The sequence below is a fragment of the Streptomyces sp. NPDC086835 genome, from assembly GCF_044745705.1.
Taxonomy (GTDB): Bacteria; Actinomycetota; Actinomycetes; order Streptomycetales; family Streptomycetaceae; genus Streptomyces.
In genome coordinates, this window is record NZ_JBIVAU010000001.1 from 404,160 (window position 1) to 429,958 (window position 25,799).

A 25,799-nucleotide genomic window follows, 5' to 3' on the forward strand; every position below is an offset into this window, starting at 1 on the left:
CGGAGAGCCTCCCGGGTTCACCTGACGCCACTTGGCATGTGGCGTCGGGTTCCCTCTCAGACTCCGGAGACCGTCTCCACGTCTTCGTCACGGGCGGCCGTGACGGGCGCGGCGGCGGGCCGCGGGAAGAACTTCTCGCGGGTCACGGCGATCGCGACCACCACCGCGGCGACGGCGATCGAGAGCAGCGCGACCTGCCGGTTGGCGTCGTCGACGACCATGTAGACGAGCACGAAGGTGATCATCGCGGCGGTCGCCCAGGTGAGGTACGGGAAGAGCCACATCTTCACCGTCAGCTTCTCCGGCGCCTCGCGCAGCAGGATGCCGCGCATCCGCAGCTGGGTGAAGCAGATCACCAGCCAGACGAACAGGGCGACGGCGCCGGACGAGTTGAGCAGGAACAGGAAGACCGTGTCCTTGAAGGCGTAGTTGAAGTACACGGCGGCGAAGCCGAAGACCACAGAGGCGAGGATGGCCGCCGTCGGCACACCCTTGGCGTTGACCTTGGCGAACGACTTGGGCGCGTCACCGCGCTCACCGAGCGAGAAGGCCATGCGCGAGGCGGTGTAGAGGCCCGAGTTGAGGCAGGAGAGGACCGCCGTCAGGATGATCACGTTCATGATCTGGCCGGCGTTCGCGATGCCGATGGAGTCCAGGGCGGCGACGTACGACCCCTTCTCCTCGATCGACTTGTCGTTCCACGGGAGCAGCGTCAGCACGACGAAGATCGAGCCGAGGTAGAAGAAACCGACACGCCAGATCACCGAGTTGGTGGCCTTGGTGACCGCGCGCCGCGGGTTCTCCGACTCGCCGGCCGCCAGGGTGACGATCTCGCTGCCCATGAAGGAGAAGACGACCAGCAGCACACCGGCGAGGATCGCGCCGGCGCCGTTCGGCATGAAGCCGCCCGCGTCGGTCAGATGGGCGAGGCCCGCCCCCGGGTTGTCGGAGCCCGGCAGTACACCGAAGACGGCCAGCAGACCGACGACGACGAACGCGCCGATGGCGACGACCTTGATGCCGGCGAACCAGAACTCGAACTCGCCGTAGGAGGAGACGGACACCAGGTTGGTCGCCGTCAGCACGACCATGACGATCAGCGCCCAGCCCCACTGCGGCACCGCCGGCATCCAGCCCTCCAGGATCTCGGCGCCGGCGGTGGCCTCCACGGCCAGCACGACGACCCAGAAGAACCAGTAGAGCCAGCCGATGGAGAAGCCCGCCCAGCGCCCGAGCGCGCGGTCGGCGTACGCGGAGAAGGACCCGGAGTTCGGGCTCGCTGCGGCCATCTCGCCCAGCATCCGCATCACGAACACGACCAGCATGCCCACGAGCGCGTACGACAACAGGATCGCCGGGCCGGCCGCGGCTATACCTGAGCTCGATCCGACGAACAGGCCGGCGCCGATCACACCGCCGATTGCGATCATGGAAAGGTGGCGGTTCTTGAGACCGGCCTTGAGACCGTCAGGGGAAGGCGACTGTCCCGGGGTGTCGGGCATGTCGCCTTCCTTTGTGAGGGTCGACTGCGACGTCATGGACGAATCCTTATGTCTTGGTGCCGCTCGGGTTACGAACTTCGGAATTAGAACCCAGTACGTGCCAGTACGGAAGGGTCGAATCCGTTTCGTTGCACTCGTCACTCCGGCGCGCCCCGAGCCCGGCCCCGCGCCGGACTGCGCATGCCCCGCATGCCACACTCGAACCATGCGCGTGTACCTCGGCTCGGACCATGCCGGCTTCGAACTCAAGAACCACCTCGTCGAGTGGCTCAAGGCCCATGGCCACGAGCCCGTGGACTGCGGTCCCCACATCTACGACGCCCAGGACGACTACCCGCCGTTCTGCCTCCGTGCCGCGGAGCGGACGGCCGCGGACGAGGGCAGCCTCGGCATCGTGATCGGCGGCTCGGGCAACGGCGAGCAGATCGCCGCCAACAAGGTCAAGGGCGTGCGTGCCGCGCTCGCCTGGAGCGAGCAGACCGCCGCGCTCGGCCGTGAGCACAACAACGCCAACGTCGTGGCCATCGGCGGGCGGATGCACACCCTCGAGGAGTCGACGAAGTTCGTCGAGATCTTCCTCAGCACCCCGTACTCGGGTGAGGAACGTCACACCCGCCGCATCGAGATGCTCTCCGCGTACGAGACCACCGGCGAGCTCCCCCCGATCCCGGCCCACCACCCGCAGCAGGGCTGAGCCCCGCACCCGCATCCGCTTCCCTGTGCCGCCGGGTCCGTCCCGGCGGCACGGTCATGCCGTCCAGGAGGGCCGACCTCATGCCCGAGGGGCACACGATCCACCGCCTCGCGGAGGACTACCTCCACCGCTTCGCGGGGTGGAACGTCCGGGTCAGCAGCCCCCAGGGCAAGTTCTCCGACAGCGCCGCGCTCCTCGACGGCCGGGTGCTCGACGGCGCCGACGCGCACGGCAAGCATCTGTTCCTCGGCTTCGAGGACATCGGGTGGGTCCACATCCACCTCGGCCTGTTCGGCAAGCTCGGCTTCGGCACGGCCCCCGCGCCGCCGCCCACCGACACGGTCCGCCTGCGCGTCCTGAACGAGGACCACTACGCCGACCTGCGCGGCCCGACCACCTGTGCGCTGATCACCGAACCCGAGAAGCGGGCGATACACGACCGGCTCGGTCCCGATCCGCTCAGGCCGTCCGACGACCCGGACCGGGCGTGGGCGCGGATCTCCCGCTCGCGCACGACGATCGCCGCGCTGCTGATGGACCAGAAGATCATCGCCGGCGTCGGCAACGTCTACCGCGCGGAGGTCCTCTTCCGTCACGGCATCGACCCCTACCGGGCCGGTAAGGACCTCACGCGCCGCCAGTGGGACGCCATCTGGGGGGACCTGGCCGAGCTGATGCGCGAGGGCGTCCGCAACAACCGCATCGACACCGTCCGCCCGGAACACACTCCGGAGGCGATGGGCCGCGCACCGCGTGTGGACGACCACGGTGGCGAGGTCTACGTGTACCGCCGGGCGAACATGCCGTGCCATGTCTGCACCACGCAGATCCGCACGGCGCCCCTGTCGGCGCGCAACCTCTTCTGGTGCCCCACCTGCCAGCCGGCCGCCGCCTGAACCGGGGCCTTCCCTCACCCCGCCCCTTCCCGAACCGGGCTCCGCCCGGACCCGCCGCGCGACCCCCCCTACGGCCTGACGGCCGTGGGAGGTGTCCCCAGTGAGGCCGGATGTGCCGGCGCGGCCGGATGCCGCGCAGCGGCGTTTCCAGCCCGCCCGGCGTTCGAGGGCACCGCGCGAAGCGCGGTACGGGGCCCGGGGCTTGCCCCGGTTCGGGAAGGGGAGGGGACAAGCCCGCCGCAGGCGCCACCCGCCCCCGCAGCCCACCCCCGCTAGAACCCGTGCGGCAGCCACGGCGCCACGTCGGAGCCGAACCCCACCGACGCCTCCGCCAGCGCCCCTTCCCGCAACTCCCGGACCCGTCCCGCACCCGCCAGCGCCGACAGCGCCACGCCCCCCAGATACGCCGCCCCCAACTCCCGTACGGACAGCGCCAGGTCCGCCTCGTCCCGGGTCCGCTCGCACGACGCGCCCTTCGCGTCGCCCGTGAGCCGCCAACGGCCGGTGTTCCAGGGGCAGAACGCGTCGTCGACGTCGAACACCACGTCGACAGGCGCGGTGTAGCGCCGGGCCTCCAGCGCGGCCGCCACGTCGACCAGCCGGACGTGCAGCGAGTCGCGTACCCGCACGCCGCAGCGGCGGATGTCCGTGACCAGCTGGAGCAGCGGGTCGTCCACGGGACGGTTGCGGGACCGCACGGTCGTCGTCAGGTCGATGCCGCACAGGAAGCGCCACAGCGCCGCGTACGCGACCGGGTCCAGTGCGTCGATGTGCCGTACGGAGATGGAGCCCTCGGGGCCGGCCGCCGACCAGTCCGGCTTGTTGTGGAAGCGGGCGTATCCCACGACCTGACCGTCCCTTTCCGCGAGTACGCACTGCATGGGGGACGCGCCCTCCCGCTCGCTCGGCGGGTCCAGCAGCGGCAGCCGCTCCCAGCCCGGCCGGCGGGCGAGCATCCCGGGCCGTGTGCCGATCGTGCGCCGGTACACCTCTTCGCACGCCTGAGCGCCCTCGGTGACCGACACGAAGCGGAGCCGGACGTCGTCGGCGCCGGGCGGCGCGGTGATCCGCGTCCGCGAGGAGTCGATCTCGACGGACATCTGGTGGGTGGCGACCCCGTAGCCGAACCGGCCGTAGATCTCCGGCTCGGAGGCCGTGAGCACGGCGAGCGGCTCGCCCCAGGAGCGGACGTCGTCGAGCTGGCGCCGCATCATCGAGGTGAGGATCCCGCGCCGCCGGTGGGTCGCCGCCACGCTGACCATGGTCACGCCGGCCGCGGGCACGAACGTGCCGCCCGGCGCGGACACGGAGAAGGTGAACGCCCCCGCGGTGCCGACACAGTCGTCGCCGTCCCAGACGCCGATGGAGCGTTCGGTCTCCGTCAGGTCCGCCCAGAGTTCGCGCTCCGGCCGGGTCTCGGGGACACCGCCGAAGGCGAGCTCCAGACTCCGGTACCACCGGTCCCACTCGGACTGTCGCAGCACCCGCAGATCTGTCGTCATATGCCATCCCTACCAGCCGTCCACGGCCCGTCGCGACCCGATTTCGAACGCAATGTCGTGGGGGTCTCCCCTGCACGCCGGGGCGGCGGGTGGATAGGGTCCACGGCAATGGCCCGCGGCTCTGCAGCAGACTCGTCCACGGCCCGGTTGCGGAAAGCGGTGCACCGGGCACGTATCGCGCTGCGCAAGTCCGGGGTCGACTACTTCCGCGGCGACGGTTCCGACTGGCTCGCCCTGGCCGGACTGCTGTTGACGATCCCCGCGATCACCTGGGGCACGATCGCCGCGCCACTGTGGTGCTCACCGGTGGCGCTGGCCCTGCCGATCGTGGCGGGCGGCCTGCTGTTGCGGCCGGCCAGTCTGCTCGGCCTCTACGCGGCCGCGGCCGTGGCGCTCATCGTGGAGTCCATAGCACTCGGTCCGTACACGGACGGCCCGGCGAGGGTCACCCCCGGCACGGTCCTGGTCGTCGCGGCGTGCGGCATGTTCGGCCTGCTCATCGCCCAGTTCCGGGCCAGGGTCGGCGTGCCGTGGCGACGCGGCGGCACCATGCTCTTCGACCTGCGCGAACGCATCCGGGTGCAGAGCGCCCTGCCGCGGCTGCCGAAGGGCTGGCACCAGGAGATGGCGCTGCGCCCGGCCGGCGGCCAGTCGTTCTCCGGCGACTTCGTGGTCGCCGCCCGCACCAACGGCGGCCGCTCCCTGGAGGTCGTCCTCACGGACGTGTCCGGCAAGGGCATGGACGCGGCGTCGCGGGCGCTGCTGCTGTCGGGGGCGTTCGGCGGCCTGCTGGGCTCGCTGCCGCCCCACGGCTTCCTTCCCGCGGCCAACGGCTATCTGCTGCGGCAGGACTGGGACGAGGGCTTCGCCACGTCCATCCACCTCGTGCTCGATCTCGACTCCGGCGACTACGAGTTGCTGTCCGCGGGACATCTGCCCGCGCTCCAGCTCCACGCGGGCAGCGGCCGCTGGGAGGAGATGGCCGCGGAGGGCCCGCTCCTCGGTGTGTACGACGCGGCCCAGTTCGACCCGGTCAAGGGCTCACTGCGCCCCGGCGACGTGCTGATGCTGTTCACCGACGGTCTGGTGGAGGCGTCGGGCCGGGACATCAGCGAGGGCATCGACCGGCTGACCGGCGAGGCGGACCGCTATGTGACCGCCGGCTTCGAGGGCGCCGCCTGGCATCTGATCGAGGCCGTCGCCAAGGACGTCAACGACGACCGGGCGCTGCTGCTGCTGTGCCGCCAGGCGTGAACCGCCCCCACGGCGTGAGCGTGCGGCGGGCCCTCATGACGGCGTTCCGCGACGCGTACAGTCGTGCCATGTCCGAGCAGATGCTGACCCTGGCCGAGGTCGAGACCGTCGCCCGCGAGGCCCATGCCGCCCAGCGGGACAAGGCGGGCCGCCCTTACGCGCAGCACCTCGAAGCGGTCGCGGAGGGGGTGCGAGCCCGGGGCGGGAGCGACGACCAGATCGCCGCCGGCTGGCTCCACGACGCGGTCGAGGACGGCGTGCTGAGCCGCGAATGGCTCGAACGCGCCGCACTTCCACGGGCCGTGAAGGACATCGTCCTCGCCCTCACCAGAGGCGAGGACGAGGACCTGGAGACGTATACGCGGCGGATCGCGGCCACTCCCGGCGCCCTGCTCGTCAAACAGGCCGACCTGGCCCACAACGCCGACCCCGCCCGCCTCGCGGTGCTCGACGAGGCGACGCGGAAGCGGCTGGCGGAGAAGTACGCCAGGACACGCGAACTGCTGGGCCTGACGGCCGACGAGGGCCCGGCGGCCGACTGAGAGCCGGCCGCCCAGGGGCCGGCGGCTACCGGCGCGGCCCCGCCTCGGCCGCGTCCTGGCGGAACGCCCACTTCATCTCGGGCTCCGTGACGCACTTCAGAGCCCGGCGCACCGGCGGCGAGCACAGCAGGGTCACCATGCCCGTCGCGCAGACCGTCACCACGACCAGACCGACCGGGCTGCCGAGCCACTTCTGGCTCTCGAACAGCCCCCAGTAGTCACCGGCCTTGACGACGAAGCCGTGCAGCAGGTACCCGCTGATGGTCCCGGCACCCAGCACCGTGAACCATGCCCGGCGACCGGGGACCAGCGCGAGGAACGCGGCGCTCAGCAGTACCGCGCACCCGAAGAACGCGATGATCACCACGAGTCCCGACCACCACGGCCAGCCCAGGTCCTGCACGCTGCTGGAGCGGTAGAACCAGCCGAGGTTCATCCGGGGCGCCACCCAGTACGCGAAGACGAGCGTCACGGCGAAGAACGGAACGGCCAGCAGCCGCACCTCGCGCCGGCGCAGCATCTGGAAGTGCTCGGGCTTCAGGCACAGGCCCAGCACGAAGAACGGCAGGAACTGCAGCACACGCGCGAGGTTGAGGTCCGCCCCGATGTTCGGGGTCAGAGTGGCCAGCGCGCCGATGACCAGCGCGATCGGCAGCGGCCACCGCACGATCCGCCACAGCGGGGTGGTGAGCCGCCAGATGAACAGCGCGGCCAGGAACCACGTCAGGTAGTACGGGTCGAGCAGGCTGATGGGATGGGAGGGATCGTCGTTCCCGTACCGGGCGAAGAGGGAGTAGGCCACCTCGAAGACGACGTACGGCAGCGCGATGCCGGTGAGCAGTCGTCTGAGCTGATGCGGCTTGCCCTGGTAACTCCGGGAGAAGTAGCCGGAGACGATGATGAAGGCCGGCATGTGGAAGGTGTAGATCACCATGTACAGGGCACGCGTGGCCCTGCTGCCCTCCATCACCGGTTCCCAGGCGTGGGCCACGGCCACCAGCACGATGGCCAGGTACTTCGCGTTGTCGAAGTAGGCGTCCCGTCCGATGGCCTTGGGAGCCGTCCGCGGAGCGGACTTCAGGCCACTCGTGGCAGGGGCGAGAGCGGTCGCCGCCCGGCTCGTCGGGGTGGTCTCGGGCTCCTTGACCTCGGGTGCCGGAGCCCTCTCGTATCCATGCGCAGCGTGGAACATTCAAGGCACCCTAGCCGCGCCTATTCGATTTCGTAAAACACGCCGGGCACCTGACCTATTCGAATCTGACACGGGCGCCAACAGACCCGTATGCCCTGGTTAATCCCTCTTAAACGGGGCATATGGCCCGGGTGGCCCGCGAGGTGAATTACCTCACGAAGAGGCTTCGAATTTCTCGTGACCAAAGTGTGGGGACAGTGAAACGATCACGTTGATTTCCTTCCCGAATTTCACTCGCCCGGCCCCGCCGGTACGGCCGTCACCCGGGCGCCGTCCGGGGCGGGTTGGCGTGATCTTGTTCAGGACGGTTCGTCACCGGGCAACAGGGGCAGGGGGGTTGGTGGCACGATGGTGCAGGCGGGAGTGTGCTGGGCCGTGCGCTCCCGGGCCGGCAAGGCGGACCGACCGAGGGTGTGATCAGTTGTGGCCATTTCACTGTCAGTGGTGCTTCTGTTGGCGATCGTCCTCGTGGTGCTGATCCGCGGCGGTTCCATCAAGGCCGGGCCCGCGATCGTGGCGGTCCTCTTCGGCTTCTTCCTCGCCTCGACGGGCATGGCGCCGTCGATCAACAGATTCATGAACTCGATAGCCGAGACGATCAACCAGATCAGCTTCTGAGACCGACCGCCGGGCGCCGGCTCCCGCGATCGGCTCTGCTCGATCCACCTTGGAGATCACCTTCGGAGATCACCTTCCGGGAGGCGCCTTGCGCGGCTCTCCTCGCGGAACGACCTCGGGCCCGGCCCGGTGAATGATCACCGGGCCGGGCCCGAGTCGTGCACAGAGCGAGCGACGGGAATCGAACCCGCGCAGCCAGTTCGGAAGACGCCGTATGCGGCTGGTCGCTGAGCTGCGGCGCTGCTGACCTGCGGCTGGGCAGGTGCGTCTCTCTGGTTCCCCGTGTCTCCCGACTTCCCCGGCGATCGGGCACGGATGGGGCACGCCGCTAGCGCTTCGGGGCCTGTACCGCTTGAGTAGCGCGTTGCTCGCCCGGCCGCGCGCGGCGAGCGGAGCGAGCTGCCCTGATGGAGGTGGAGAAACCTGTAACTGGCCTAATTCTCCTGCGGGAGCCCACGCGCGCCGGTCCGCTTCGCATCCTTCAGCTCCGCACCGGTCAGCTTGGCGCCACGGAAGTCCGCGTTCGTCAGGTCCGCGTTGGTGAGGTTCGCGTTCGTCAGGTCCGCGCCACGAAGATCCGCATCGTTCAAGGTTGCGTGACGAAGGTCGGCCTGGCTCATCTTGGCGTTTCGCACATCCGCCCCGTCCAGAAAGGCGTACTCAAGGTCCACGCAATCTGTCAGCTCGATCACCTCACCGGTCTCTGGGTCACCCTCGAAGCCCCCGCATGTCATGTCTGCTCCGCGAAGGTTCGCGCCTGTGAGATTCGCGACGACGAGGCTCGCCCCCATCAGCTCCGCACCGCTGAGGTTGACCTCATGGAGAGAGGACTCGTCCAGGTTCGTGTAGCCCAAGGACGCCTTACGGAGGTCCGCGCCGGACAGATCGGCAGAGCGGAGATCCGCGTCGGACAAGTTCACCCCGGGGAGGTGGATGGGGGCCCGGTCGGTGAAGCGGAGGCCACGTAGATCGGTTTTGCTCAAGTCGATGACCGTCCCGCTGTCGCGGTCGGGGCGGCGCCTAACCAGCGTGGCGATCGCTGCCCGGACATCGGCCCTTGGTGTGCGGTTGTAGGCGCTCTCAGACGGCTCCTTCAGGCTCTCTGTGCTCGAGCCGGCGTGCCGCTGTGCGAAGGCGGCCAGTACGGAGACAACCGTGGGGTGGTCGCGAGCGGAGTCCTGCATGATGCGCTGCAGGGCGTAGATACCGCCCAGTCGGATATCCAGGGACTCCGATCCCAAATTGTCGATGGCGGCATTGAACCTGCTGGTGATCTGCCCGTGCTCGGAGATCCGTAGCTCCTTGCTGGCCTGTCCGACCTGCATCCAGGTGAACAGCAGCGCGCCCAGCGCGGCGAGCCCCGGCAGGCTGACCGCGATCAGAGTGATCCATTGTGTCCGGTCCCTGCCCTCGGACCTGGGTGCTGCCGAGCGGCTGACGTACCCACGTCGGCGGACACGACGCCGACGAGCGATGCGGCGAAGCCCATCGGCACTCAGTTTCCCAGCCACCTGCCCATCGCATCCCGCGCTCCAAGCGGCAGCAAGCCTTATTACGCCAGGAAGACCACGACCAAGGTCTGCCCGGTGATCAGGGGTCGCCCTAGCCGGCGCGACCGAGCGTGGTCAGGTGATCCAGGTACTCCCGGCCCGTCGCCTCGTCGGCGAAGTCCCGGTTCACGATGGCTGCCGGTTCACGGCTGACCATGAGCAGGGGCGGCAAAGACTGCCGGTCGCCCTTCAGCGCCCATTCGCCGTAGGTGACGGCCTGCTCCAAGTCGCCCTGCCCGGCTGCGACCACGCCGAGCGTGATCCGCGCCTCGCCGTGTTCGCCGAGCCGGGCCCGGACGGCCGGTTCTTCATCGGGGCCAAGAAGGCGACGCCTCGCCGGAACCACTTCGGCAAGCTGTGGCGCAAGGCGTGCGATCAATGGCCCTGATGACCAGGAGGGGCCGCAGCACCGCCCGTGCCGCGCTGATCCACCAGCACGCCACGGCCGAGCGGGAACGGCTGATCGGCCAGGCCGTGAGCGCGGTCGTCGAGCAGGCCCAGAAAGCAAGATCCCGATCCGGACGGGCACGTAGGCGGAAACGAAGATCCGAAACGCATCAGGGCCAGGCTGGAGGATGAACCTCCGACCTGGCCCTGAGCCATGTGGAGCGGGCGACGGGAATCGAACCCGCGTAGCTAGTTTGGAAGACTAGGGCTCTACCATTGAGCTACGCCCGCAAGCTCGCACCGCAGGTCACGAGGGCCGCGGCACGAGAAGCATCGTAGCGGGTCCGGGGCCCTCGCCGCACACCCCGTTTCGGTACGCCCCGTAAAGGGGGCCGCCCACGCTGCCGGGGCATGTACCCTACGGTTCGCACCGACGGGGTGTGGCGCAGCTTGGTAGCGCGTCCGCTTTGGGAGCGGAAGGTCGTCGGTTCGAATCCGGCCACCCCGACCACCAGCAAGATCGCGTTGTGAGGCGCCTCCCGCTTGCCGTTACTATGCAGGCTGTGTGCCCGTGTGTCTGATGTGCCGGGCTCCATCCGCTGAATCGCCGAATCCGGCGCCAGCAGTACCCCAAGATGTCAGCCACCAAGGAGACCGAACCGTGAAGAGCGCCGTGGAGACCCTGAACCCGACCCGGGTTCGGCTCACTGTCGAGGTGCCCTTCGAGGAGCTCAAGGACAGCCTCGACGCGGCGTACAAGAAGATCAACCAGCAGGTCACGGTCAAGGGCTTCCGTAAGGGCAAGATCCCGGCCCGAGTGATCGACCAGCGGTTCGGCCGTGGTGCGGTGCTGGAGGAGGCTGTCAACGACGCGCTTCCCAAGCTCTACACCGAGGCTGTCAACGAGGCCGAGCTGAACCCGCTCGGCCAGCCCGAGGTGGACATCACCGAGCTGAAGGACGGCGAGACGCTGGCCTTCACCGCTGAGGTCGACATCCGCCCCGAGATCCAGATCCCGGACTACTCCGGCATCGAGGTCACGGTCGACGCCGTCGAGGTCACCGACGAGGACGTCGAGAAGTCCGTGGAGCAGCTGCGTGAGCGCTTCGCCTCGACGAACCCGGTCGAGCGCGCCGCCGCCGAGGGCGACGTCGTCACGATCGACCTCGAGGCCAAGGTCGACGGCGAGGTCCTGCCCGACGGTGTCGCCGAGGGTGTCTCCTACACCATCGGTTCCGGCGAGCTGCTCGACGGCATCGACGAGGCCGTCACCGGCCTGGAGGCCGGCGGCGAGGCCACCTTCACCTCGCAGCTGAAGGGCGGCTCCGCCGAGGGCAAGGACGCGGAGGTCACCGTCAAGGTCACCGCCGTCGCCGCCCGTGAGCTTCCCGAGCTCGACGACGACTTCGCGCAGATGGCGAGCGAGTTCGACACCCTCGAGGAGCTGAAGGCCGACAGCCGCAAGCGCCTCGAGAACATGAAGCAGTACGACCAGGCCACCCAGGCCCAGGAGCGCGTCCTCGACGAGCTGCTGAAGCTGGCGGAGGTCCCGATCCCCGAGAAGCTCCTCGAGGACGAGGTCAAGACCCGCAAGCACAACCTTGAGCACCACCAGCTCGGCCAGATGGGCCTCGACCTCGCCAAGTACCTGGAGATCCAGGGCAAGACCGAGGAAGAGTTCGACGCCGAGACCAAGGAGCAGGCGGTCAAGGGCATCAAGACCCAGTTCATCCTGGACGAGCTCGTCAACAAGGAGAAGCTGAACGTCAACCAGGAGGAGCTCACCGAGCACCTCATGCGGCGTGCGCAGTCCTCCGGCATGAGCCCCGACCAGTTCGCCCAGGCCGTCGTCGAGGGTGGCCAGGTGCCGATGCTCGTCGGCGAGGTCGCCCGCGGCAAGGCGCTGGCCGTGGTCGTCGAGGCCGCCAAGGTCGTCGACACCAACGGTGAGGTCGTCGACCTCGAGGACGAAGAGGACGAGGCCGAGGTGACCGAGGCCGCCGCCGAGACGGCCGAGGCCGCCGCCGAGGGTGAGGCCGAGGAGAAGAACGAGGCCTGAGCCTCGCGCTGACCCTGCTACGGGCTCCGGACGCGACCACGCGCCCGGAGCCCGTACGCGTACCACCGGCCTTCCACAGGTCCGTGCACGGCCCTTCCCGGGCCCGTTCGCGGCCTTCCGCAGGGCCCGTTCACGGGTTGCGCCGGTGTCCCGCGAGGAGTGTCGACCTTGCGCTCCGAGCGAACAGTTCGGGAAGCGGGATGGCTCTGTCCGACCTGCGCGTTAGGGTCCATGAATACGAGGGCAGGGGAGTCCCCGCCCCCGGTTACGAAGACGCTGAGACGGTCGAAGCCGTCAGAGACGAGCAGGTGGACACGTGACGAATCTGATGCCTTATGCCGCCGGCGAGCCCTCCATCGGTGGTGGCCTCGGCGACCAGGTCTACAGCCGGCTGCTCGGCGAGCGGATCATCTTCCTCGGCCAGCAGGTCGACGACGACATCGCCAACAAGATCACCGCACAGATGCTGCTCCTTGCCGCCGATCCGGACAAGGACATCTACCTCTACATCAACAGCCCCGGCGGTTCGGTGACGGCCGGCATGGCGGTCTACGACACCATGCAGTACATCCCGAACGACGTGGTGACGATCGGCATGGGTATGGCCGCGTCGATGGGCCAGTTCCTGCTCACCGGCGGCGCCGTCGGCAAGCGGTTCGCGCTGCCCAACACCGACATCCTCATGCACCAGGGTTCTGCCGGCCTCGGCGGCACCGCCTCGGACATCAAGATCCAGGCCGAGTACCTGCTCCGTACGAAGAAGCGGATGGCGGAGATCACCGCCCAGCACTCCGGTCAGACCGTCGAGACGATCATCCGCGACGGTGACCGCGACCGCTGGTTCACCGCCGAGGAGGCCAAGGACTACGGCCTCATCGACGAGATCATCTCCGCCGCCTCGGGCGTCCCGGGCGGCGGCGGCACCGGCGCCTGAGCGCCTGCCGCACCGAACCCCGCCCGCCGAACGCCACCAGGATGGTGAACACCCACATGAGTAACTTCCCCGGCATCCCCGGTCTGTCCGGACACTCCGGCGCCTCCGCGAGCGGCCTCTACACGGGCCCCGCGGTGGACAACCGCTACGTCGTCCCCCGCTTCGTCGAGCGCACCTCGCAGGGCGTGCGCGAGTACGACCCGTACGCGAAGCTCTTCGAGGAGCGCGTGATCTTCCTCGGCGTGCAGATCGACGACGCGTCCGCCAACGACGTGATGGCGCAGCTGCTGTGCCTGGAGTCGATGGACCCGGACCGGGACATCTCGATCTACATCAACAGCCCCGGTGGGTCCTTCACCGCGCTGACCGCGATCTACGACACGATGCAGTTCGTGAAGCCGGACATCCAGACGGTGTGCATGGGCCAGGCGGCGTCCGCCGCGGCCGTGCTGCTCGCCGCCGGTACGCCCGGCAAGCGGATGGCCCTGCCGCACGCCCGTGTGCTGATTCACCAGCCGTCCTCGCAGACCGGCCGCGAGCAGCTCTCCGACCTGGAGATCGCGGCCAACGAGATCCTTCGTATGCGTGAGCAGCTGGAGGAGATGCTGGCCAAGCACTCCACCACGCCGATCGAGAAGATCCGCGACGACATCGAGCGCGACAAGATCCTCACGGCCGACGGCGCCCTCGCCTACGGCCTGGTGGACCAGATCGTCTCGACCCGTAAGAGCACGGCCGCAGCGGCCGCCTGACCGATCCGGCGCCCTTGGCGCGGTACACGACAATGTGTGAACCGCGCCAAGGGGGGCCCGTACGGGGGGCTCGGCAAGGTACCGTCGAATATGAGGCACCAGGAGCCGGCTGAACCAAGCCGCTCCCAGGCGAAGGGGAAGCACCTCGTGGCACGCATCGGTGATGGCGGCGACCTGCTCAAGTGCTCGTTCTGCGGAAAGAGCCAGAAGCAGGTGAAGAAGCTCATCGCAGGCCCCGGTGTGTACATCTGCGACGAGTGCATCGACCTCTGCAACGAGATCATCGAGGAGGAGCTCGCAGAGACCTCCGAGGTGCGTTGGGAGGAACTTCCCAAGCCGCGCGAGATCTATGAGTTCCTCGAGGGGTACGTCGTCGGGCAGGAGCCCGCGAAGAAGGCCCTCTCGGTCGCGGTGTACAACCACTACAAGCGCGTCCAGGCCGGCGAGAACGGCGGCGCGCAGGGCCGGGACGACGCGATCGAGCTCGCCAAGTCCAACATCCTGCTGCTGGGGCCCACGGGTTCCGGCAAGACACTGCTCGCCCAGACGCTCGCGCGCATGCTCAACGTCCCGTTCGCCATCGCCGACGCGACCGCGCTGACGGAGGCGGGCTATGTCGGCGAGGACGTGGAGAACATCCTGCTCAAGCTGATCCAGGCGGCCGACTACGACGTCAAGAAGGCCGAGACCGGGATCATCTACATCGACGAGATCGACAAGGTCGCCCGTAAGAGCGAAAACCCGTCGATCACGCGTGACGTCTCCGGCGAGGGCGTCCAGCAGGCCCTGCTCAAGATCCTGGAAGGCACCACGGCCTCCGTGCCCCCGCAGGGCGGCCGCAAGCACCCGCACCAGGAGTTCATCCAGATCGACACGACGAACGTGCTCTTCATCGTGGGCGGCGCGTTCGCCGGCCTCGAGAAGATCATCGAGTCGCGCGCGGGAGCGAAGGGCATCGGCTTCGGCGCGACGATCCGCTCCAAGCGCGAGATCGAGGCGAGCGACCAGTTCCAGGAGGTCATGCCGGAGGACCTGGTCAAGTTCGGCATGATCCCCGAGTTCATCGGCCGTCTGCCCGTCATCACCTCGGTCCACAACCTGGACCGCGAGGCCCTGCTGAAGATCCTCGTCGAGCCGCGCAACGCGCTGGTCAAGCAGTACCAGCGCCTCTTCGAACTCGACGGCGTCGAGCTGGACTTCGACCTCCCCGCCCTCGAGGCCATCGCCGACCAGGCGATCCTCCGCGGCACCGGCGCGCGCGGCCTGCGCGCCATCATGGAGGAGGTCCTCCAGTCGGTGATGTACGAGGTCCCGTCGCGCAAGGACGTGGCCCGCGTCGTCATCACGCGTGACGTCGTCCGCAACAACGTCAACCCGACGCTGGTCCCGCGCATCGTCAAGGACGACGGCAACGGCCGTCACGAGAAGAGCGCGTAGCGCTTTCGTTCCTGAACGCCGAAGGGGCGCCCGGTCGTTGACCGGGCGCCCCTTTCGTGTACGTGGTGCCGCTACTTGGCGACACGCACCTCGTTGCGCACGTCGGAAGCGAGCTTCGCCGCCTCGTCGAGCGTGGTGCCCTTCTCGCCCTGGACCGGCTCGACGACGCCGAGGGTGCTGTAGTCGGACCACAGGCACATGTAGGTCTTCTGGGTCATGCCCGTCTTCTGGTTCTTGCTCTCGGCCTCCTGGCACTTCATCAAAGCGCCGTCCAGGCCGTCGGGGTTCACCTCCTGCGGGTCCCCGATCATCTTGGTCTCCGTGTCCTTCGTGTTCTTGCTGAACTCGGCGAAGGCCGCGTCGAGGACCTTCGCCGGGTCCTCGATCTTGCCGTAGAAGCCGATGAAGACCAGGTTCTGCGCCTTCGAGACCTTCTCGATCGCAGTGGGGTCGCTCGGGTCGAGCTTCGTCAGGTCGATCGTCGAATACGTCGAACCGATGGACATGGCATCGGTCACCCCGCTGGCGGCGAGCATCTTCGAAGAGTCCTTGTCGGCCGGCTTCGGCTCGGGATCCTTCTTGTCGGCGCGCATGTACTTGCCACCGATGATGGTCTTCGGCGCCGTCAGCTTGTGCGGGCCGTCGTCCTCGAGGCCGCCACCGCCGCCGCCGAAGACGAAGTAACCGCCCACACCCAGCGCGGCCACCAGCACCACCGCGCCGATGATGAGTCCGGTCTTCTTGCCGCCCCCGCCCTGGGCCGGCGGCGGGGGCGGATAGCCGCCCGGCTGCTGCGCGCCGTACTGGGGCTGCTGGCCGTAAGGGCCGGGCTGGCCGGGCTGCTGAGGGTATCCGTAAGGCTGCTGCGGCGGCACACCCTGCGGGGCCTGCTGGGGGTACCCGTAACCGGGCTGCGGGGCCTGCGGCTGCTGGCCGTAAGGGCCCGGCTGGCCCTGCGGCTGGCCGTACGGTCCGGGCTGCTGCGGCTGCTGCCCGCCGTACGGACCTGGTTGGTTGTAACTCATTCCAGTTCTCCTTGGACGACAGCCGGTGCGGGGCTGAGCGGCCTTGATCGTCTGTTGTGGTTTCCCGGGTCTCAGCGGCCCGGCTCAGGCAGGCCGCAGGGCGCCGCGGTGTACACCGGGCGCCCTCGCGCGGTGGCCTTCGCGTCAGAGCTTGACGCGAACTTCCTTGCGCAGCTTGGCGGTGGTGACGGCCGCTTCCTCGGGCGAGGTTCCCTTGCCGGCCATCAGACTGGCGATGTCCATGGGCATAACGAAAGCGAGCGTGCTGTGGTCGCCCCACACGCACATCGACATGGTGATCTCCTTAGGCCCCATGTCGGAGGAATCGGCACCATCGGGCTTGGTCTTGATCTGCTGGCACTTCACCACAGCGCCCTCGGCCTCGGCGGGGGTGTACGCCTTCGGCTCGCCGACCAGCTCGGCCTCCGAGTCCTTCTCCTTCTGGGACTCCGCCTTGATGGTCGCGAACACCGCGTCGACGACCGCCTCAGGGTCCTCGATGTCGCCGTACACGCCACCGAACTGGAGCAACTTCCCAGCCAGCGGGTTGGTCTCGTCCTTCACCTCGTACTGGGCTTCGACTTCCTTGGCGTTCTTGACGCCGCTCTCCTCGGCGTCCTTCAGGAAGTCGTCCCCGTCGCCGCTGCTGGACGGCGACTTCTTGTACTCGCCGAGCACGGTCGCCGGCGTCGTCAGCTTGTGCGGGCCGTCGTCGGCGACGTCGCTGCCGCCGCCGCCCGAGGTGAAGAACCACACGCCGCCGGCCACCACCGCGACCGCGACGACGGCGGCGGTGACCATCAGGCCGGTCTTCTTCTTCGGCGCGGGCGCCGGAGGCGGGTAGCCGGGGCCCGCGCCGTACGGGGGCTGCGGAGGCTGGCCGTACGGCTGACCGGGCTGCTGAGGGTAGCCGTACGGCTGCTGCTGCGGCGGAACGCCCTGCGGGGCCTGCTGGGGGTACCCGTAACCGGGCTGCGGGGTCTGCGGCTGCTGGCCGTAGGGCCCCGGCTGGCCGTACGGTCCGGGCTGCTGCGGCTGCTGCCCGCCGTACGGGCCCGGCTGGTTGTAGCTCATTACGGGTTTTCCCCTCGTGATGTCTATGTGTTCCGAACATCCTGGCCCAAGCCCCGGCCGGATGGGGCGCCGGGGGGCACACCGTTACCGAAGAATCGAGTTTCGGAACGGCTCCATGACACCTCTAAACTGGGCCCGTGACCGAGAAGACTCAGCAGCAGACAGCGCCCACTCCCGAACTGCCGACCCAGTACGCGCCGGCCGAGGTCGAGGGGGCGTTGTACGAGCGCTGGGTAGAACGTGGGTACTTCGAGGCGGACGCGAAAAGCGACAAGCCGCCCTTCACGGTCGTCATCCCGCCGCCCAACGTCACCGGAAGTCTCCACCTGGGCCACGCCTTCGAGCACACGCTGATCGACGCGCTCACCCGCCGCAAGCGGATGCAGGGTTACGAGACGCTGTGGCAGCCCGGCATGGACCACGCCGGCATCGCCACGCAGAACGTCGTCGAGCGTGAGCTCGGCAAGGAGGGCAAGTCCCGCCACGACCTGGGCCGTGAGGCGTTCATCGAGCGGGTCTGGCAGTGGAAGGGCGAGTCCGGCGGGCAGATCTCCGGCCAGATGCGCCGCCTCGGCGACGGTGTCGCGTGGTCCCGCGAGCGGTTCACGATGGACGAGGGCCTGTCCCAGGCCGTCCAGACCATCTTCAAGAAGCTCTACGACGACGAGCTGATCTATCGCGCCGAGCGCATCATCAACTGGTGCCCGCGCTGTCTGACCGCCATCTCCGACATCGAGGTCGAGTACCAGGACGACGACGGCGAGCTCGTCTCCATGAAGTACGGCGAGGGCGACGAGACCATCGTCGTCGCGACGACGCGCGCCGAGACGATGCTCGGTGACACCGCCGTCGCCGTCCACCCCGACGACGAGCGCTACAAGCACCTCATCGGCAAGCAGATCAAGCTGCCGCTGACGGACCGTACGATCCCGGTCGTCGCGGACACGCACGTCGACCCCGAGTTCGGCACCGGCGCCGTCAAGGTGACGCCCGCCCATGACCCGAACGACTTCGAGATCGGGCAGCGGCACGACCTGCCCTCCATCGCGATCATGGACGAGCGGGCCGTCATCACCGCTCACGGTCCCTTCGAGGGTCTCGACCGCCTCGAGGCACGGTCGGCGATCGTCGGTGCCCTGCGCGCCGAGGGCCGGATCGTCGCCGAGAAGCGCCCGTACGTCCACTCCGTCGGCCACTGCTCGCGCTGCAAGACCACCATCGAGCCGCGGCTGTCCATGCAGTGGTGGGTCAAGGTCGGCCCGCTGGCCAAGGCGGCCGGTGACGCCGTCCGCGACGGCCGGGTCAAGATCCACCCGCAGGAGATGGAGAAGCGCTACTTCGACTGGGTCGACAACCTGCACGACTGGTGCATCTCGCGCCAGTTGTGGTGGGGCCACCGCATCCCCGTCTGGTACGGCCCGAACGGCGAGATCGTCTGTGTCGGCCCCGACGAGGAACCGCCGAGCGGCGACGGCTGGACCCAGGAGACCGACGTCCTCGACACGTGGTTCTCTTCGGGTCTGTGGCCCTTCTCCACGCTGGGCTGGCCGGAGCAGACCGAGAGCCTCGCGAAGTTCTACCCGAACTCCGTCCTGGTCACCGGCTACGACATCCTCTTCTTCTGGGTCGCCCGGATGATGATGTTCGGTCTCTACGCGATGGACGGCACGCCGCCGTTCCACACCATCGCCCTGCACGGCATGGTCCGGGACCAGTTCGGCAAGAAGATGTCCAAGTCCTTCGGCAACGCGGTCAACCCGCTGGACTGGATGGACAAGTACGGCTCCGACGCGCTGCGCTTCACGCTCGCCCGCGGCGCCAACCCGGGTGTCGACGTCCCGATCGGCGAGGACTGGGTCCAGGGTTCGCGGAACTTCGCCAACAAGATCTGGAACGCCACCCGATTCGCGCTGATGAACGGCGCCACCGTCGAAGGCCCGCTGCCGGCGCCCGAGGAGATGTCCTCCACGGACCGGTGGATCCTGTCGCGGCTGAACAAGACCGTCGCCGAGGTGGACGCGTACTACGAGGACTACCAGTTCGCGAAGCTGTCGGAGACGCTCTTCCACTTCGCCTGGGACGAGGTCTTCGACTGGTACGTCGAGCTGTCCAAGACGACGTTCTTCGCGGGCGGGGAGCCGGCCAAGGTCTCGGCGCGCGTCCTCGGCGAGGTCCTCGACGTCATGCTGCGGCTGCTGCACCCGGTGGTCCCGTTCGTCACCGAGACGCTGTGGACCGCGCTGACCGGCAAGGAGTCGCTCGTCATCGCCGACTGGCCGGCGATGAGCGCCTTCCGCGACGAGGCGGCCGAGCGGGAGATCGAGCTCGTCCAGCGGGTCGTCACCGAGGTCCGCCGGTTCCGCAGCGACCAGGGGCTGCAGCCCGGCCAGAAGGTCCCGGCCAGGCTCACCCTCGACGGCACGGCGCTCGTCCCGCACGAGGCCGCGATCCGTCAGCTGCTGCGCCTCCAGCCGGAGGGCGAGGGCTTCCACGCCACCGCGTCGCTGCCCGTCGCCGGCGCCACCGTCGCGCTCGACCTGTCGGGAACGATCGACGTCGAGGCGGAGCGCAAGCGTCTGACGAAGGACCTGGGCGCGGCGGAGAAGGAGATCGCCCAGGCGACCGCCAAGCTCGGCAACGAGGCCTTCCTCGCCAAGGCACCGGACAACGTGGTCGACAAGATCCGTACCCGGCTCGCCAAGGCCGAGGAGGACATCGCGCGGATCAGCACCCAGCTCGCCAATCTGCCGGTGAGCTGAGCCGCGGGACGCGGATACGGCCGAGGCCCCGGGGACGCCCCCGGGGCCTCGGCCGTATCCGTCGGCGCCCGTCCGTAGACTGGACCCGTGAGTGAGCAGCCCGACGCCTTCGACGAGTCCGACGCCTTCGACGAGATCGTCGACGCAGAGACCGACCGCGACCCCGACCTGGCGGTGATCGAGGCCGGCAGCCGCACCCTGCGCGCACAGGCCGGATCGCCGCAGGCCGACCAGGTGCCGTCCCGCCCGGCGGATCCGGAGGTGGACAGGGCGCTGCGCGAGGTCGAGGCGGATCTCGCGACGCGCTGGGGCGAGACCAAGCTGGAGCCCTCCGTCGCCCGTATCGAGGCGCTGATGGACGTGCTGGGCGAGCCGCAGCGGGCCTACCCCTCCGTCCACATCACGGGGACGAACGGCAAGACGTCCACGGCCCGGATGATCGAGGCCCTGTTCTCCGCCTTCGATCTGCGCACCGGCCGGTACACCTCGCCGCACGTGCAGTCGATCACCGAGCGGATCAGCCTGGACGGCGCTCCCATCGACGCCGAGCGCTTCATCGAGACGTACAACGACATCAAGCCCTACGTCGAGATGGTCGACGCGCGCCAGGAGTACCGGCTGTCGTTCTTCGAGGTGCTCACGGGCATGGCGTACGCGGCCTTCGCCGACGCCCCTGTGGACGTGGCCGTCGTCGAGGTCGGCATGGGCGGCAGCTGGGACGCGACCAACGTGATCGACGGCTCGGTCGCCGTGGTCACCCCCATCGACCTGGACCACACCGACCGGCTCGGCACCACTCCTGCCGAGATCGCCACCGAGAAGGCCGGGATCATCAAGCAGGGCGCGACCGTCATCCTGGCGCAGCAGCCGGTGGACGCCGCGCAGGTGATGCTGAAGCGGGCCGTCGAGGCCGACGCGACCGTCGCCCGCGAGGGTATGGAGTTCGGCGTCGTCTCGCGCGAGGTCGCGGTCGGCGGGCAGCTGCTGACCCTGCGCGGCCTGGGCGGCGAGTACGAGCAGATCTTCCTCCCGCTCTACGGCGCGCACCAGGCACACAACGCGGCGGTGGCGCTCGCGGCGGTCGAGGCGTTCTTCGGCGTCGGAGCGGGTGACGCGCGCACGCTGGACGCCGACACCATCCGCAAGGCGTTCGCCACCGTGGCCTCGCCCGGTCGGCTGGAGGTCGTGCGCCGCAGCCCCACCGTCGTGCTGGACGCCGCGCACAACCCGGCGGGCGCGCGGGCGGCGGCGGCCGCCGTCACCGAGTCGTTCGGCTTCTCCCGGCTGATCGGTGTCGTGGGCGCGAGCGACGACAAGGACGTCAGGGGCTTCCTGGAGGCCTTCGAGCCGATCTTCCACGAGGTCGTCGTGACGCAGAATTCCAGTCACCGTGCCATGAACGCGGACGCGCTGGCCGCTGTCGCCGTGGAGGTCTTCGGTGACGACCGGGTGGTCGTGGAGCCGCGGCTCGACGACGCGCTCGAGGCGGCGATCACGCTCGCCGAGGAGGAGTCGGAGTTCGCCGGCGCCGGTGTGCTGGTGACCGGTTCCGTGATCACGGTCGGCGAGGCCCGGCTGCTGCTGGGGAGGGGCTGACATCCCGTGCGTACGCTTTGTGCATCGACCCTGATCGGCGAGTTCTTCGTGATCGGCTTCGCCGGCCTCGTGGCCATGAAGTCGGACGACGTCTCGATGGCGGCGGTCTGGACGGTCTGCGGCGTAGCGATGCTGCTGTCGCTGCTGCTGTGCGGCATGATCACCCGCCCCGGCGGGACCCAGCTCGGCTGGGCGCTGCAGATCGCGCTGATCGTCGGTGGCTTCGTCGTCCCGGCGATGTTCTTCCTCGGCGTCCTCTTCGGCGGCCTGTGGTGGGCCTCCATCCACTACGGCCGCAAGATCGACGAGGCGAAGGCCCGGTGGGCCGCGCAGTCGGCGGAGGCTGACGCCCGGTAGCCGGCCGAGACCTTGACGCCGGGGGTACGGGGCGGGTGCCGCACCCGGCGTCACACCCGGTAATCTCGGCCCGACCGCACACATCCTGGCCTGCAAGGAGCCGCACACCATGACTCAGCGCACCCTCGTCCTTCTCAAGCCGGACGCCGTCCGTCGCGGACTCGTGGGCGAGGTCATCGGCCGCATCGAACGAAAGGCCGACTGGAAGATCACCGCGCTGGAGCTGCGCACGCTCGACCGGGCCACCCTGGAGCAGCACTACGCCGAGCACGTCGGCCGGCCGTTCTACGAGCCGCTGGTGGAGTTCATGCTGTCCGGCCCGGTGGTGGTCATGGCCGTCGAGGGTGAGCGTGTGATCGACGGCGTACGCCAACTGGCGGGGCCGACCGACCCGATCGCGGCTGCTCCCGGGTCCATTCGGGGTGACTTCGGCACGATCGTCCGGGAAAATCTGATCCACGCCTCGGACTCCGAGGAGTCCGCCGTTCGGGAACTGAAGCTGTTCTTCCAGGAAGGCTGAGGCCTGCCCCTTTCCAGGGCTTTTCTGACAGGACGTCAGCCGAACAGCGCTCTTGTCCTGGGGCGACCGATGGAATTCGGTCGCCCTTCGGCATACGCAAGGGCATTGCGGGAACGCATCGCTCCGACGCATCGTCACCATAAACAAGAGGTGGACCACCGCGCGGTGTCCGTGCAGGCGGCACTACGATGGAAGCCTCCACGCCACAGCACTCACCTCGCCATCCTGAAAAGCCATCAACGCTCGATTTGGGAAGGCCAGACGCATCCTCATGGGGAACAACATGTCGTTCATCGGCCGTGACATGGCTGTCGACCTCGGGACCGCCAACACGCTGGTGTACGTCAGAGGCCGGGGGATCGTTCTCAACGAGCCGTCCGTCGTCGCCATCAACACCAACACGGGCGGCATTCTCGCGGTCGGCGCCGAGGCGAAGAAGATGATCGGCCGGACACCGGGCAACATCGTTGCCGTCCGGCCGCTGAAGGACGGCGTCATCGCCGACTTCGAGATCACGGAGCGGATGCTCCGCTACTTCATCCTCAAGATCCATAAGCGCCGTTATCTCGCCCGGCCCCGCGTCGTCGTCTGTGTGCCTTCCGGTATCACGGGTGTCGAGCGCCGCGCGGTCATCGAGGCGTCGACCCAGGCGGGCGCCCGACAGGTGCACATCATCGAGGAGCCCATGGCCGCGGCCATCGGCTCCGGCCTCCCGGTCCACGAGGCCACCGGCAACATGGTGGTCGACATCGGCGGTGGCACCACAGAGGTCGCCGTGATCTCGCTGGGAGGAATCGTCACGGCACAGTCCATCCGTGTCGCCGGCGACGAACTGGACAACGCGATCATCCAGCACATCAAGAAGGAGTACTCCCTCCTCCTGGGTGAGCGGTCCGCGGAGAGCATCAAGATCACCATCGGTTCGGCGTACGAGATGGAGCAGGAGGAGCACACCGAGATCCGCGGCCGCGACCTGGTCTCCGGTCTGCCCAAGACCGTCGTCATCTCCGCCACCGAGGTCCGCAAGGCCATCGAGGAACCGGTCAACGCGATCGTCGACGCCGTGAAGACCACGCTCGACAAGTGCCCGCCCGAGCTCTCCGGCGACGTCATGGACCGCGGCATCGTCCTCACCGGCGGTGGCGCGCTGCTGCGCGGCCTCGACGAGCGGCTCCGCCGGGAGACGGGCATGCCGATCCACATCGCGGAGAACCCCCTGGACTCGGTGGCGCTCGGATCCGGCAAGTGCGTCGAGGAGTTCGAGGCGCTCCAGCAGGTGCTGGACGCCCAGCCGCGTCGTTAGACGGTCGGACAATACGCCGTACGGGGGCCGTGAGGCCCCCACATGGGGTCCTCCCCGCCTCCGACACGGGGGAAGGATCGTTGCTCTACCGACACGACCATTCCTACGAGGAAGGCACGGCCGCCGCACGTGAGGGACACAAAGGAGAGCCGGCTGCTCCTGGCATTGCTGATCGCCATCGCGTTCGCCCTGATCACGGTGGACATCCGCGGCGGTGAGGAGTCACCGGTCGACGGTGCACGGCAGGCCGCTGCGTCGGTCTTCGGGCCCGTGGAGAACGGCGTCGCGGCCGCCGTCGACCCCATCGGCAACGCGATCGGAGCGGTCCGGGACTCCGGTGACCGTCACGACCGCATCAAGCAGCTCCAGTTGGAGAACGCCGAGCTCAAGCAGCGGCTCGGCAGCGACGAGCGCAACAACAGCCGGCTCCGCCAGCTCGACGGCATGATCAGGACGGCTGCCGCCGGCCAGTACGGCATCAAGGGCGCCGAGGTCATCGCCATAGGAGCGGCCCAGGGCTTCTCCTGGACGGTGACCATCGACATCGGCTCCGAGGACGGCATCAGGCGGGACATGACCGTCATCAACAGCGAGGGACTCGTCGGCCGCGTCACGACCGTCGGCCCGCGTACCTCGACCGTACTGCTCGCCAGCGACCCGGACTTCACCGTCGGCACCCGGATGGAGAAGACCGACGAGCTCGGCTTCGCCACCGGACAGGGCGACCGACCGCTGCTGGTCCAGCTCCTCAACGGCAAGTCCAAGGTGAAGAAGGGCGACCGGCTGGTCACCTTCGGCTCCCAGGGCAGCAAGCCCTTCGTGCCCGGCGTGCCGGTCGGCGAGATCATCCGGGTGGACCCCGCCCGGGGCGACCTCACCCGCAACGTCTACGTGCGTCCCTACGTCGGCTTCAGCAGGCTCGACATCGTCGGCGTCGTCGTTCAGGCGCCGCGGACCGATCCCCGTGACACCGTGCTGCCCCCGAAGCCCGCGGGCCCCAGGCCGACGCCGACCGTCACCGTCACCGTCACTCCCGGCGCGACCCCGCCGGAGGGCGAGGCGCCGGTCCAGGACGACGACGGTCAGGTCCAGGGCGGCGGGCCGGATCCCGGTGCCTCCGGCGACGCCACAGGCCAGAACGACGACCAGTAGGAGCTGATCCGTCATGCGTGTCAACCGGATGCTGCTCTCCACGACGCTGGTCGTGGTCGCCCTCGTCATCCAGGTCTCCGTCCTCGCGCGGCTCCAGCTGCCCGGCGCGGTGCCCGACCTCGTCCTGCTCGTCGTCCTCGGACTCGCCATGGTCTACGGCCACATGGCCGGGGCGTTCATCGGCTTCGGCGCCGGCCTGCTCGCGGACCTCGCCCCGCCCGCCGACCACGCGGCCGGCCGCTACGCGCTCGTCCTGTGCGTCATCGGCTATCTCGCCGGTCTGGTCCGCCCGGAGAACGGCAAGCCACTGCGGTCCGCCAGCGGGCCCATGGCCGTCGTCGTCGCGGCGGCGATCGGCTCGACCCTGCTGTACGCCCTGGTCGGCGCTCTCGTCGGCGACACCGCCGCCCGCCATGTCGGCCTGGGCAGCCTGCTGTTCACCGCCGCGGTGTACGACCTGCTCCTCGCGCCGTTCACCGTGCCGCTGATCATGTGGCTCGCCAGACGCAGCGAGAACGATCCGCTCGCCGAGAGCCAGAGCGCCGGCGGCACGGACGTGGCCGCGGGCTGGCTCGCGTCCGGCACCGGCCTGCGCATCGGCGACCAGCGCGGCGGACTGCGGCTCAGGGCGGCGAAGACCCGGGCCGCACGGGCCGGACGCATCAAGGGAGTCAAGCGACTGTGATCGAGGGGG

Annotated in this window: 23 protein-coding genes and 2 tRNA genes; 17 read left to right on the plus strand and 8 right to left on the minus strand. The window is 68.9% G+C overall.

Annotated features, from left to right (window positions below; genetic code table 11):
• Positions 1-56 precede the first annotated feature (56 nt).
• Positions 57-1,538 carry an amino acid permease gene (locus ACIPJI_RS01785; RefSeq protein WP_356620980.1) on the minus strand — a complete coding sequence of 494 codons (1,482 nt, stop codon included), beginning with the start codon at positions 1,536-1,538 and terminating at the stop codon, positions 57-59.
• Between the two features lie 169 nt (positions 1,539-1,707).
• On the opposite strand from ACIPJI_RS01785, the gene ACIPJI_RS01790 reads away from it, so the two are divergent.
• Both ACIPJI_RS01790 and ACIPJI_RS01795 read left to right on the plus strand, forming a co-directional pair.
• Positions 1,708-2,196 carry a ribose-5-phosphate isomerase gene (locus ACIPJI_RS01790; protein WP_307706432.1) on the plus strand — a complete coding sequence of 163 codons (489 nt, stop codon included), beginning with the start codon at positions 1,708-1,710 and terminating at the stop codon, positions 2,194-2,196.
• A gap of 80 nt (positions 2,197-2,276) precedes the next feature.
• Entirely contained in the window at positions 2,277-3,092 is an 816-nt protein-coding gene (locus ACIPJI_RS01795) for a DNA-formamidopyrimidine glycosylase family protein (protein ID WP_356620979.1), read from the plus strand.
• 272 nt (positions 3,093-3,364) lie between these two features.
• Here the strand turns inward: ACIPJI_RS01795 and ACIPJI_RS01800 are convergent, their stop codons facing one another.
• Entirely contained in the window at positions 3,365-4,594 is a 1,230-nt protein-coding gene (locus tag ACIPJI_RS01800; protein ID WP_402243893.1) for a GNAT family N-acetyltransferase, read from the minus strand.
• 108 nt (positions 4,595-4,702) lie between these two features.
• Between ACIPJI_RS01800 and ACIPJI_RS01805 the strand changes: the two genes are divergently transcribed.
• Together ACIPJI_RS01805 and ACIPJI_RS01810 are read left to right on the plus strand one after the other, a co-directional pair.
• Positions 4,703-5,848 carry a PP2C family protein-serine/threonine phosphatase gene (locus ACIPJI_RS01805; RefSeq protein WP_307706429.1) on the plus strand — a complete coding sequence of 382 codons (1,146 nt, stop codon included), beginning with the start codon at positions 4,703-4,705 and terminating at the stop codon, positions 5,846-5,848.
• A 68-nt stretch (positions 5,849-5,916) separates the two neighbouring features.
• Complete coding sequence (locus ACIPJI_RS01810; protein ID WP_307706428.1) at positions 5,917-6,390, plus strand: HD domain-containing protein; 474 nt, start codon at positions 5,917-5,919, stop codon at positions 6,388-6,390.
• Positions 6,391-6,415: 25 nt separating this feature from the next.
• On the opposite strand, the gene ACIPJI_RS01815 is transcribed toward ACIPJI_RS01810, so the two are convergent.
• Positions 6,416-7,582, minus strand: a complete 1,167-nt coding sequence (locus ACIPJI_RS01815) for an acyltransferase family protein (protein ID WP_356620977.1) — start codon at positions 7,580-7,582, stop codon at positions 6,416-6,418.
• Positions 7,583-8,005: 423 nt separating this feature from the next.
• On the opposite strand from ACIPJI_RS01815, the gene ACIPJI_RS01820 reads away from it, so the two are divergent.
• Positions 8,006-8,200, plus strand: coding sequence for a hypothetical protein (locus tag ACIPJI_RS01820; protein ID WP_005317603.1), 195 nt, complete (start codon positions 8,006-8,008; stop codon positions 8,198-8,200).
• Between the two features lie 434 nt (positions 8,201-8,634).
• On the opposite strand, the gene ACIPJI_RS01825 is transcribed toward ACIPJI_RS01820, so the two are convergent.
• The 3 genes from ACIPJI_RS01825 to ACIPJI_RS01835 form a co-directional block, all read right to left on the minus strand.
• Positions 8,635-9,711 (minus strand): pentapeptide repeat-containing protein, encoded by a 1,077-nt coding sequence (locus ACIPJI_RS01825; RefSeq protein WP_402243895.1) that lies wholly within the window; start codon positions 9,709-9,711, stop codon positions 8,635-8,637.
• Between the two features lie 91 nt (positions 9,712-9,802).
• Entirely contained in the window at positions 9,803-10,129 is a 327-nt protein-coding gene (locus ACIPJI_RS01830) for a hypothetical protein (RefSeq protein WP_402243897.1), read from the minus strand.
• Positions 10,130-10,354: 225 nt separating this feature from the next.
• Positions 10,355-10,428: transfer RNA gene (locus tag ACIPJI_RS01835), tRNA-Gly, on the minus strand.
• A 143-nt stretch (positions 10,429-10,571) separates the two neighbouring features.
• Between ACIPJI_RS01835 and ACIPJI_RS01840 the strand changes: the two genes are divergently transcribed.
• The 5 genes from ACIPJI_RS01840 to clpX all read left to right on the plus strand — a co-directional run bounded on the left by ACIPJI_RS01840 (position 10,572) and on the right by clpX (position 15,319).
• Positions 10,572-10,648, plus strand: a tRNA-Pro gene (locus ACIPJI_RS01840).
• 150 nt (positions 10,649-10,798) lie between these two features.
• Positions 10,799-12,196 carry a trigger factor gene (gene tig / locus ACIPJI_RS01845; protein WP_402243898.1) on the plus strand — a complete coding sequence of 466 codons (1,398 nt, stop codon included), beginning with the start codon at positions 10,799-10,801 and terminating at the stop codon, positions 12,194-12,196.
• A gap of 328 nt (positions 12,197-12,524) precedes the next feature.
• On the plus strand, positions 12,525-13,130 hold the full coding sequence (locus ACIPJI_RS01850) for an ATP-dependent Clp protease proteolytic subunit (RefSeq protein WP_307710356.1): 606 nt from the start codon (positions 12,525-12,527) through the stop codon (positions 13,128-13,130).
• A 41-nt stretch (positions 13,131-13,171) separates the two neighbouring features.
• Positions 13,172-13,882 (plus strand): ATP-dependent Clp protease proteolytic subunit, encoded by a 711-nt coding sequence (locus ACIPJI_RS01855; protein ID WP_037774645.1) that lies wholly within the window; start codon positions 13,172-13,174, stop codon positions 13,880-13,882.
• Between the two features lie 147 nt (positions 13,883-14,029).
• Positions 14,030-15,319: an ATP-dependent Clp protease ATP-binding subunit ClpX gene (clpX, locus tag ACIPJI_RS01860; protein WP_005317626.1), complete on the plus strand. Its 1,290-nt coding sequence runs from the start codon at positions 14,030-14,032 to the stop codon at positions 15,317-15,319.
• 71 nt (positions 15,320-15,390) lie between these two features.
• Here the strand turns inward: clpX and ACIPJI_RS01865 are convergent, their stop codons facing one another.
• Together ACIPJI_RS01865 and ACIPJI_RS01870 are read right to left on the minus strand one after the other, a co-directional pair.
• Positions 15,391-16,344, minus strand: a complete 954-nt coding sequence (locus tag ACIPJI_RS01865; RefSeq protein WP_356620973.1) for a hypothetical protein — start codon at positions 16,342-16,344, stop codon at positions 15,391-15,393.
• 144 nt (positions 16,345-16,488) lie between these two features.
• Positions 16,489-17,418 (minus strand): hypothetical protein, encoded by a 930-nt coding sequence (locus ACIPJI_RS01870; protein WP_356620972.1) that lies wholly within the window; start codon positions 17,416-17,418, stop codon positions 16,489-16,491.
• A gap of 137 nt (positions 17,419-17,555) precedes the next feature.
• Here ACIPJI_RS01870 and ACIPJI_RS01875 point away from each other — a divergent pair, with 137 nt between their 5' ends.
• The 7 genes from ACIPJI_RS01875 to mreD all read left to right on the plus strand — a co-directional run bounded on the left by ACIPJI_RS01875 (position 17,556) and on the right by mreD (position 25,790).
• On the plus strand, positions 17,556-20,177 hold the full coding sequence (locus ACIPJI_RS01875) for a valine--tRNA ligase (RefSeq protein WP_402243901.1): 2,622 nt from the start codon (positions 17,556-17,558) through the stop codon (positions 20,175-20,177).
• Positions 20,178-20,264: 87 nt separating this feature from the next.
• Positions 20,265-21,773, plus strand: a complete 1,509-nt coding sequence (locus tag ACIPJI_RS01880) for a folylpolyglutamate synthase/dihydrofolate synthase family protein (protein WP_307706419.1) — start codon at positions 20,265-20,267, stop codon at positions 21,771-21,773.
• 6 nt (positions 21,774-21,779) lie between these two features.
• A complete protein-coding gene (locus ACIPJI_RS01885) occupies positions 21,780-22,130 on the plus strand; it encodes a DUF4233 domain-containing protein (protein ID WP_402243903.1) in 351 nt (116 codons plus the stop codon).
• A 109-nt stretch (positions 22,131-22,239) separates the two neighbouring features.
• The gene (gene ndk / locus ACIPJI_RS01890) at positions 22,240-22,650 is read left to right on the plus strand and encodes a nucleoside-diphosphate kinase (RefSeq protein ID WP_005317637.1); all 411 of its coding nucleotides are present in this window, start codon (positions 22,240-22,242) and stop codon (positions 22,648-22,650) included.
• 283 nt (positions 22,651-22,933) lie between these two features.
• Positions 22,934-23,953 carry a rod shape-determining protein gene (locus tag ACIPJI_RS01895; RefSeq protein WP_307710355.1) on the plus strand — a complete coding sequence of 340 codons (1,020 nt, stop codon included), beginning with the start codon at positions 22,934-22,936 and terminating at the stop codon, positions 23,951-23,953.
• 129 nt (positions 23,954-24,082) lie between these two features.
• Positions 24,083-25,105 carry a rod shape-determining protein MreC gene (mreC, locus tag ACIPJI_RS01900; protein WP_402243905.1) on the plus strand — a complete coding sequence of 341 codons (1,023 nt, stop codon included), beginning with the start codon at positions 24,083-24,085 and terminating at the stop codon, positions 25,103-25,105.
• Between the two features lie 13 nt (positions 25,106-25,118).
• The gene (gene mreD, locus ACIPJI_RS01905) at positions 25,119-25,790 is read left to right on the plus strand and encodes a rod shape-determining protein MreD (RefSeq protein WP_307706417.1); all 672 of its coding nucleotides are present in this window, start codon (positions 25,119-25,121) and stop codon (positions 25,788-25,790) included.
• Positions 25,791-25,799: the final 9 nt, after the last annotated feature.

What these genes read in the sequence shown, in the direction of transcription:
- ACIPJI_RS01785 (WP_356620980.1), bottom strand. Translation starts at nt 1,538, where the DNA reads ATGACGTCGCAGTCGACCCTCACAAAGGAAGGCGACATGCCCGACACC.
- ACIPJI_RS01790 (WP_307706432.1), top strand. Translation starts at nt 1,708, where the DNA reads ATGCGCGTGTACCTCGGCTCGGACCATGCCGGCTTCGAACTCAAGAAC.
- ACIPJI_RS01795 (WP_356620979.1), top strand. Translation starts at nt 2,277, where the DNA reads ATGCCCGAGGGGCACACGATCCACCGCCTCGCGGAGGACTACCTCCAC.
- ACIPJI_RS01800 (WP_402243893.1), bottom strand. Translation starts at nt 4,594, where the DNA reads ATGACGACAGATCTGCGGGTGCTGCGACAGTCCGAGTGGGACCGGTGG.
- ACIPJI_RS01805 (WP_307706429.1), top strand. Translation starts at nt 4,703, where the DNA reads ATGGCCCGCGGCTCTGCAGCAGACTCGTCCACGGCCCGGTTGCGGAAA.
- ACIPJI_RS01810 (WP_307706428.1), top strand. Translation starts at nt 5,917, where the DNA reads ATGTCCGAGCAGATGCTGACCCTGGCCGAGGTCGAGACCGTCGCCCGC.
- ACIPJI_RS01815 (WP_356620977.1), bottom strand. Translation starts at nt 7,582, where the DNA reads ATGTTCCACGCTGCGCATGGATACGAGAGGGCTCCGGCACCCGAGGTC.
- ACIPJI_RS01850 (WP_307710356.1), top strand. Translation starts at nt 12,525, where the DNA reads ATGCCTTATGCCGCCGGCGAGCCCTCCATCGGTGGTGGCCTCGGCGAC.
- ACIPJI_RS01855 (WP_037774645.1), top strand. Translation starts at nt 13,172, where the DNA reads ATGGTGAACACCCACATGAGTAACTTCCCCGGCATCCCCGGTCTGTCC.
- ACIPJI_RS01865 (WP_356620973.1), bottom strand. Translation starts at nt 16,344, where the DNA reads ATGAGTTACAACCAACCAGGTCCGTACGGCGGGCAGCAGCCGCAGCAG.
- ACIPJI_RS01870 (WP_356620972.1), bottom strand. Translation starts at nt 17,418, where the DNA reads ATGAGCTACAACCAGCCGGGCCCGTACGGCGGGCAGCAGCCGCAGCAG.
- ndk (WP_005317637.1), top strand. Translation starts at nt 22,240, where the DNA reads ATGACTCAGCGCACCCTCGTCCTTCTCAAGCCGGACGCCGTCCGTCGC.
- ACIPJI_RS01895 (WP_307710355.1), top strand. Translation starts at nt 22,934, where the DNA reads ATGTCGTTCATCGGCCGTGACATGGCTGTCGACCTCGGGACCGCCAAC.
- mreD (WP_307706417.1), top strand. Translation starts at nt 25,119, where the DNA reads ATGCGTGTCAACCGGATGCTGCTCTCCACGACGCTGGTCGTGGTCGCC.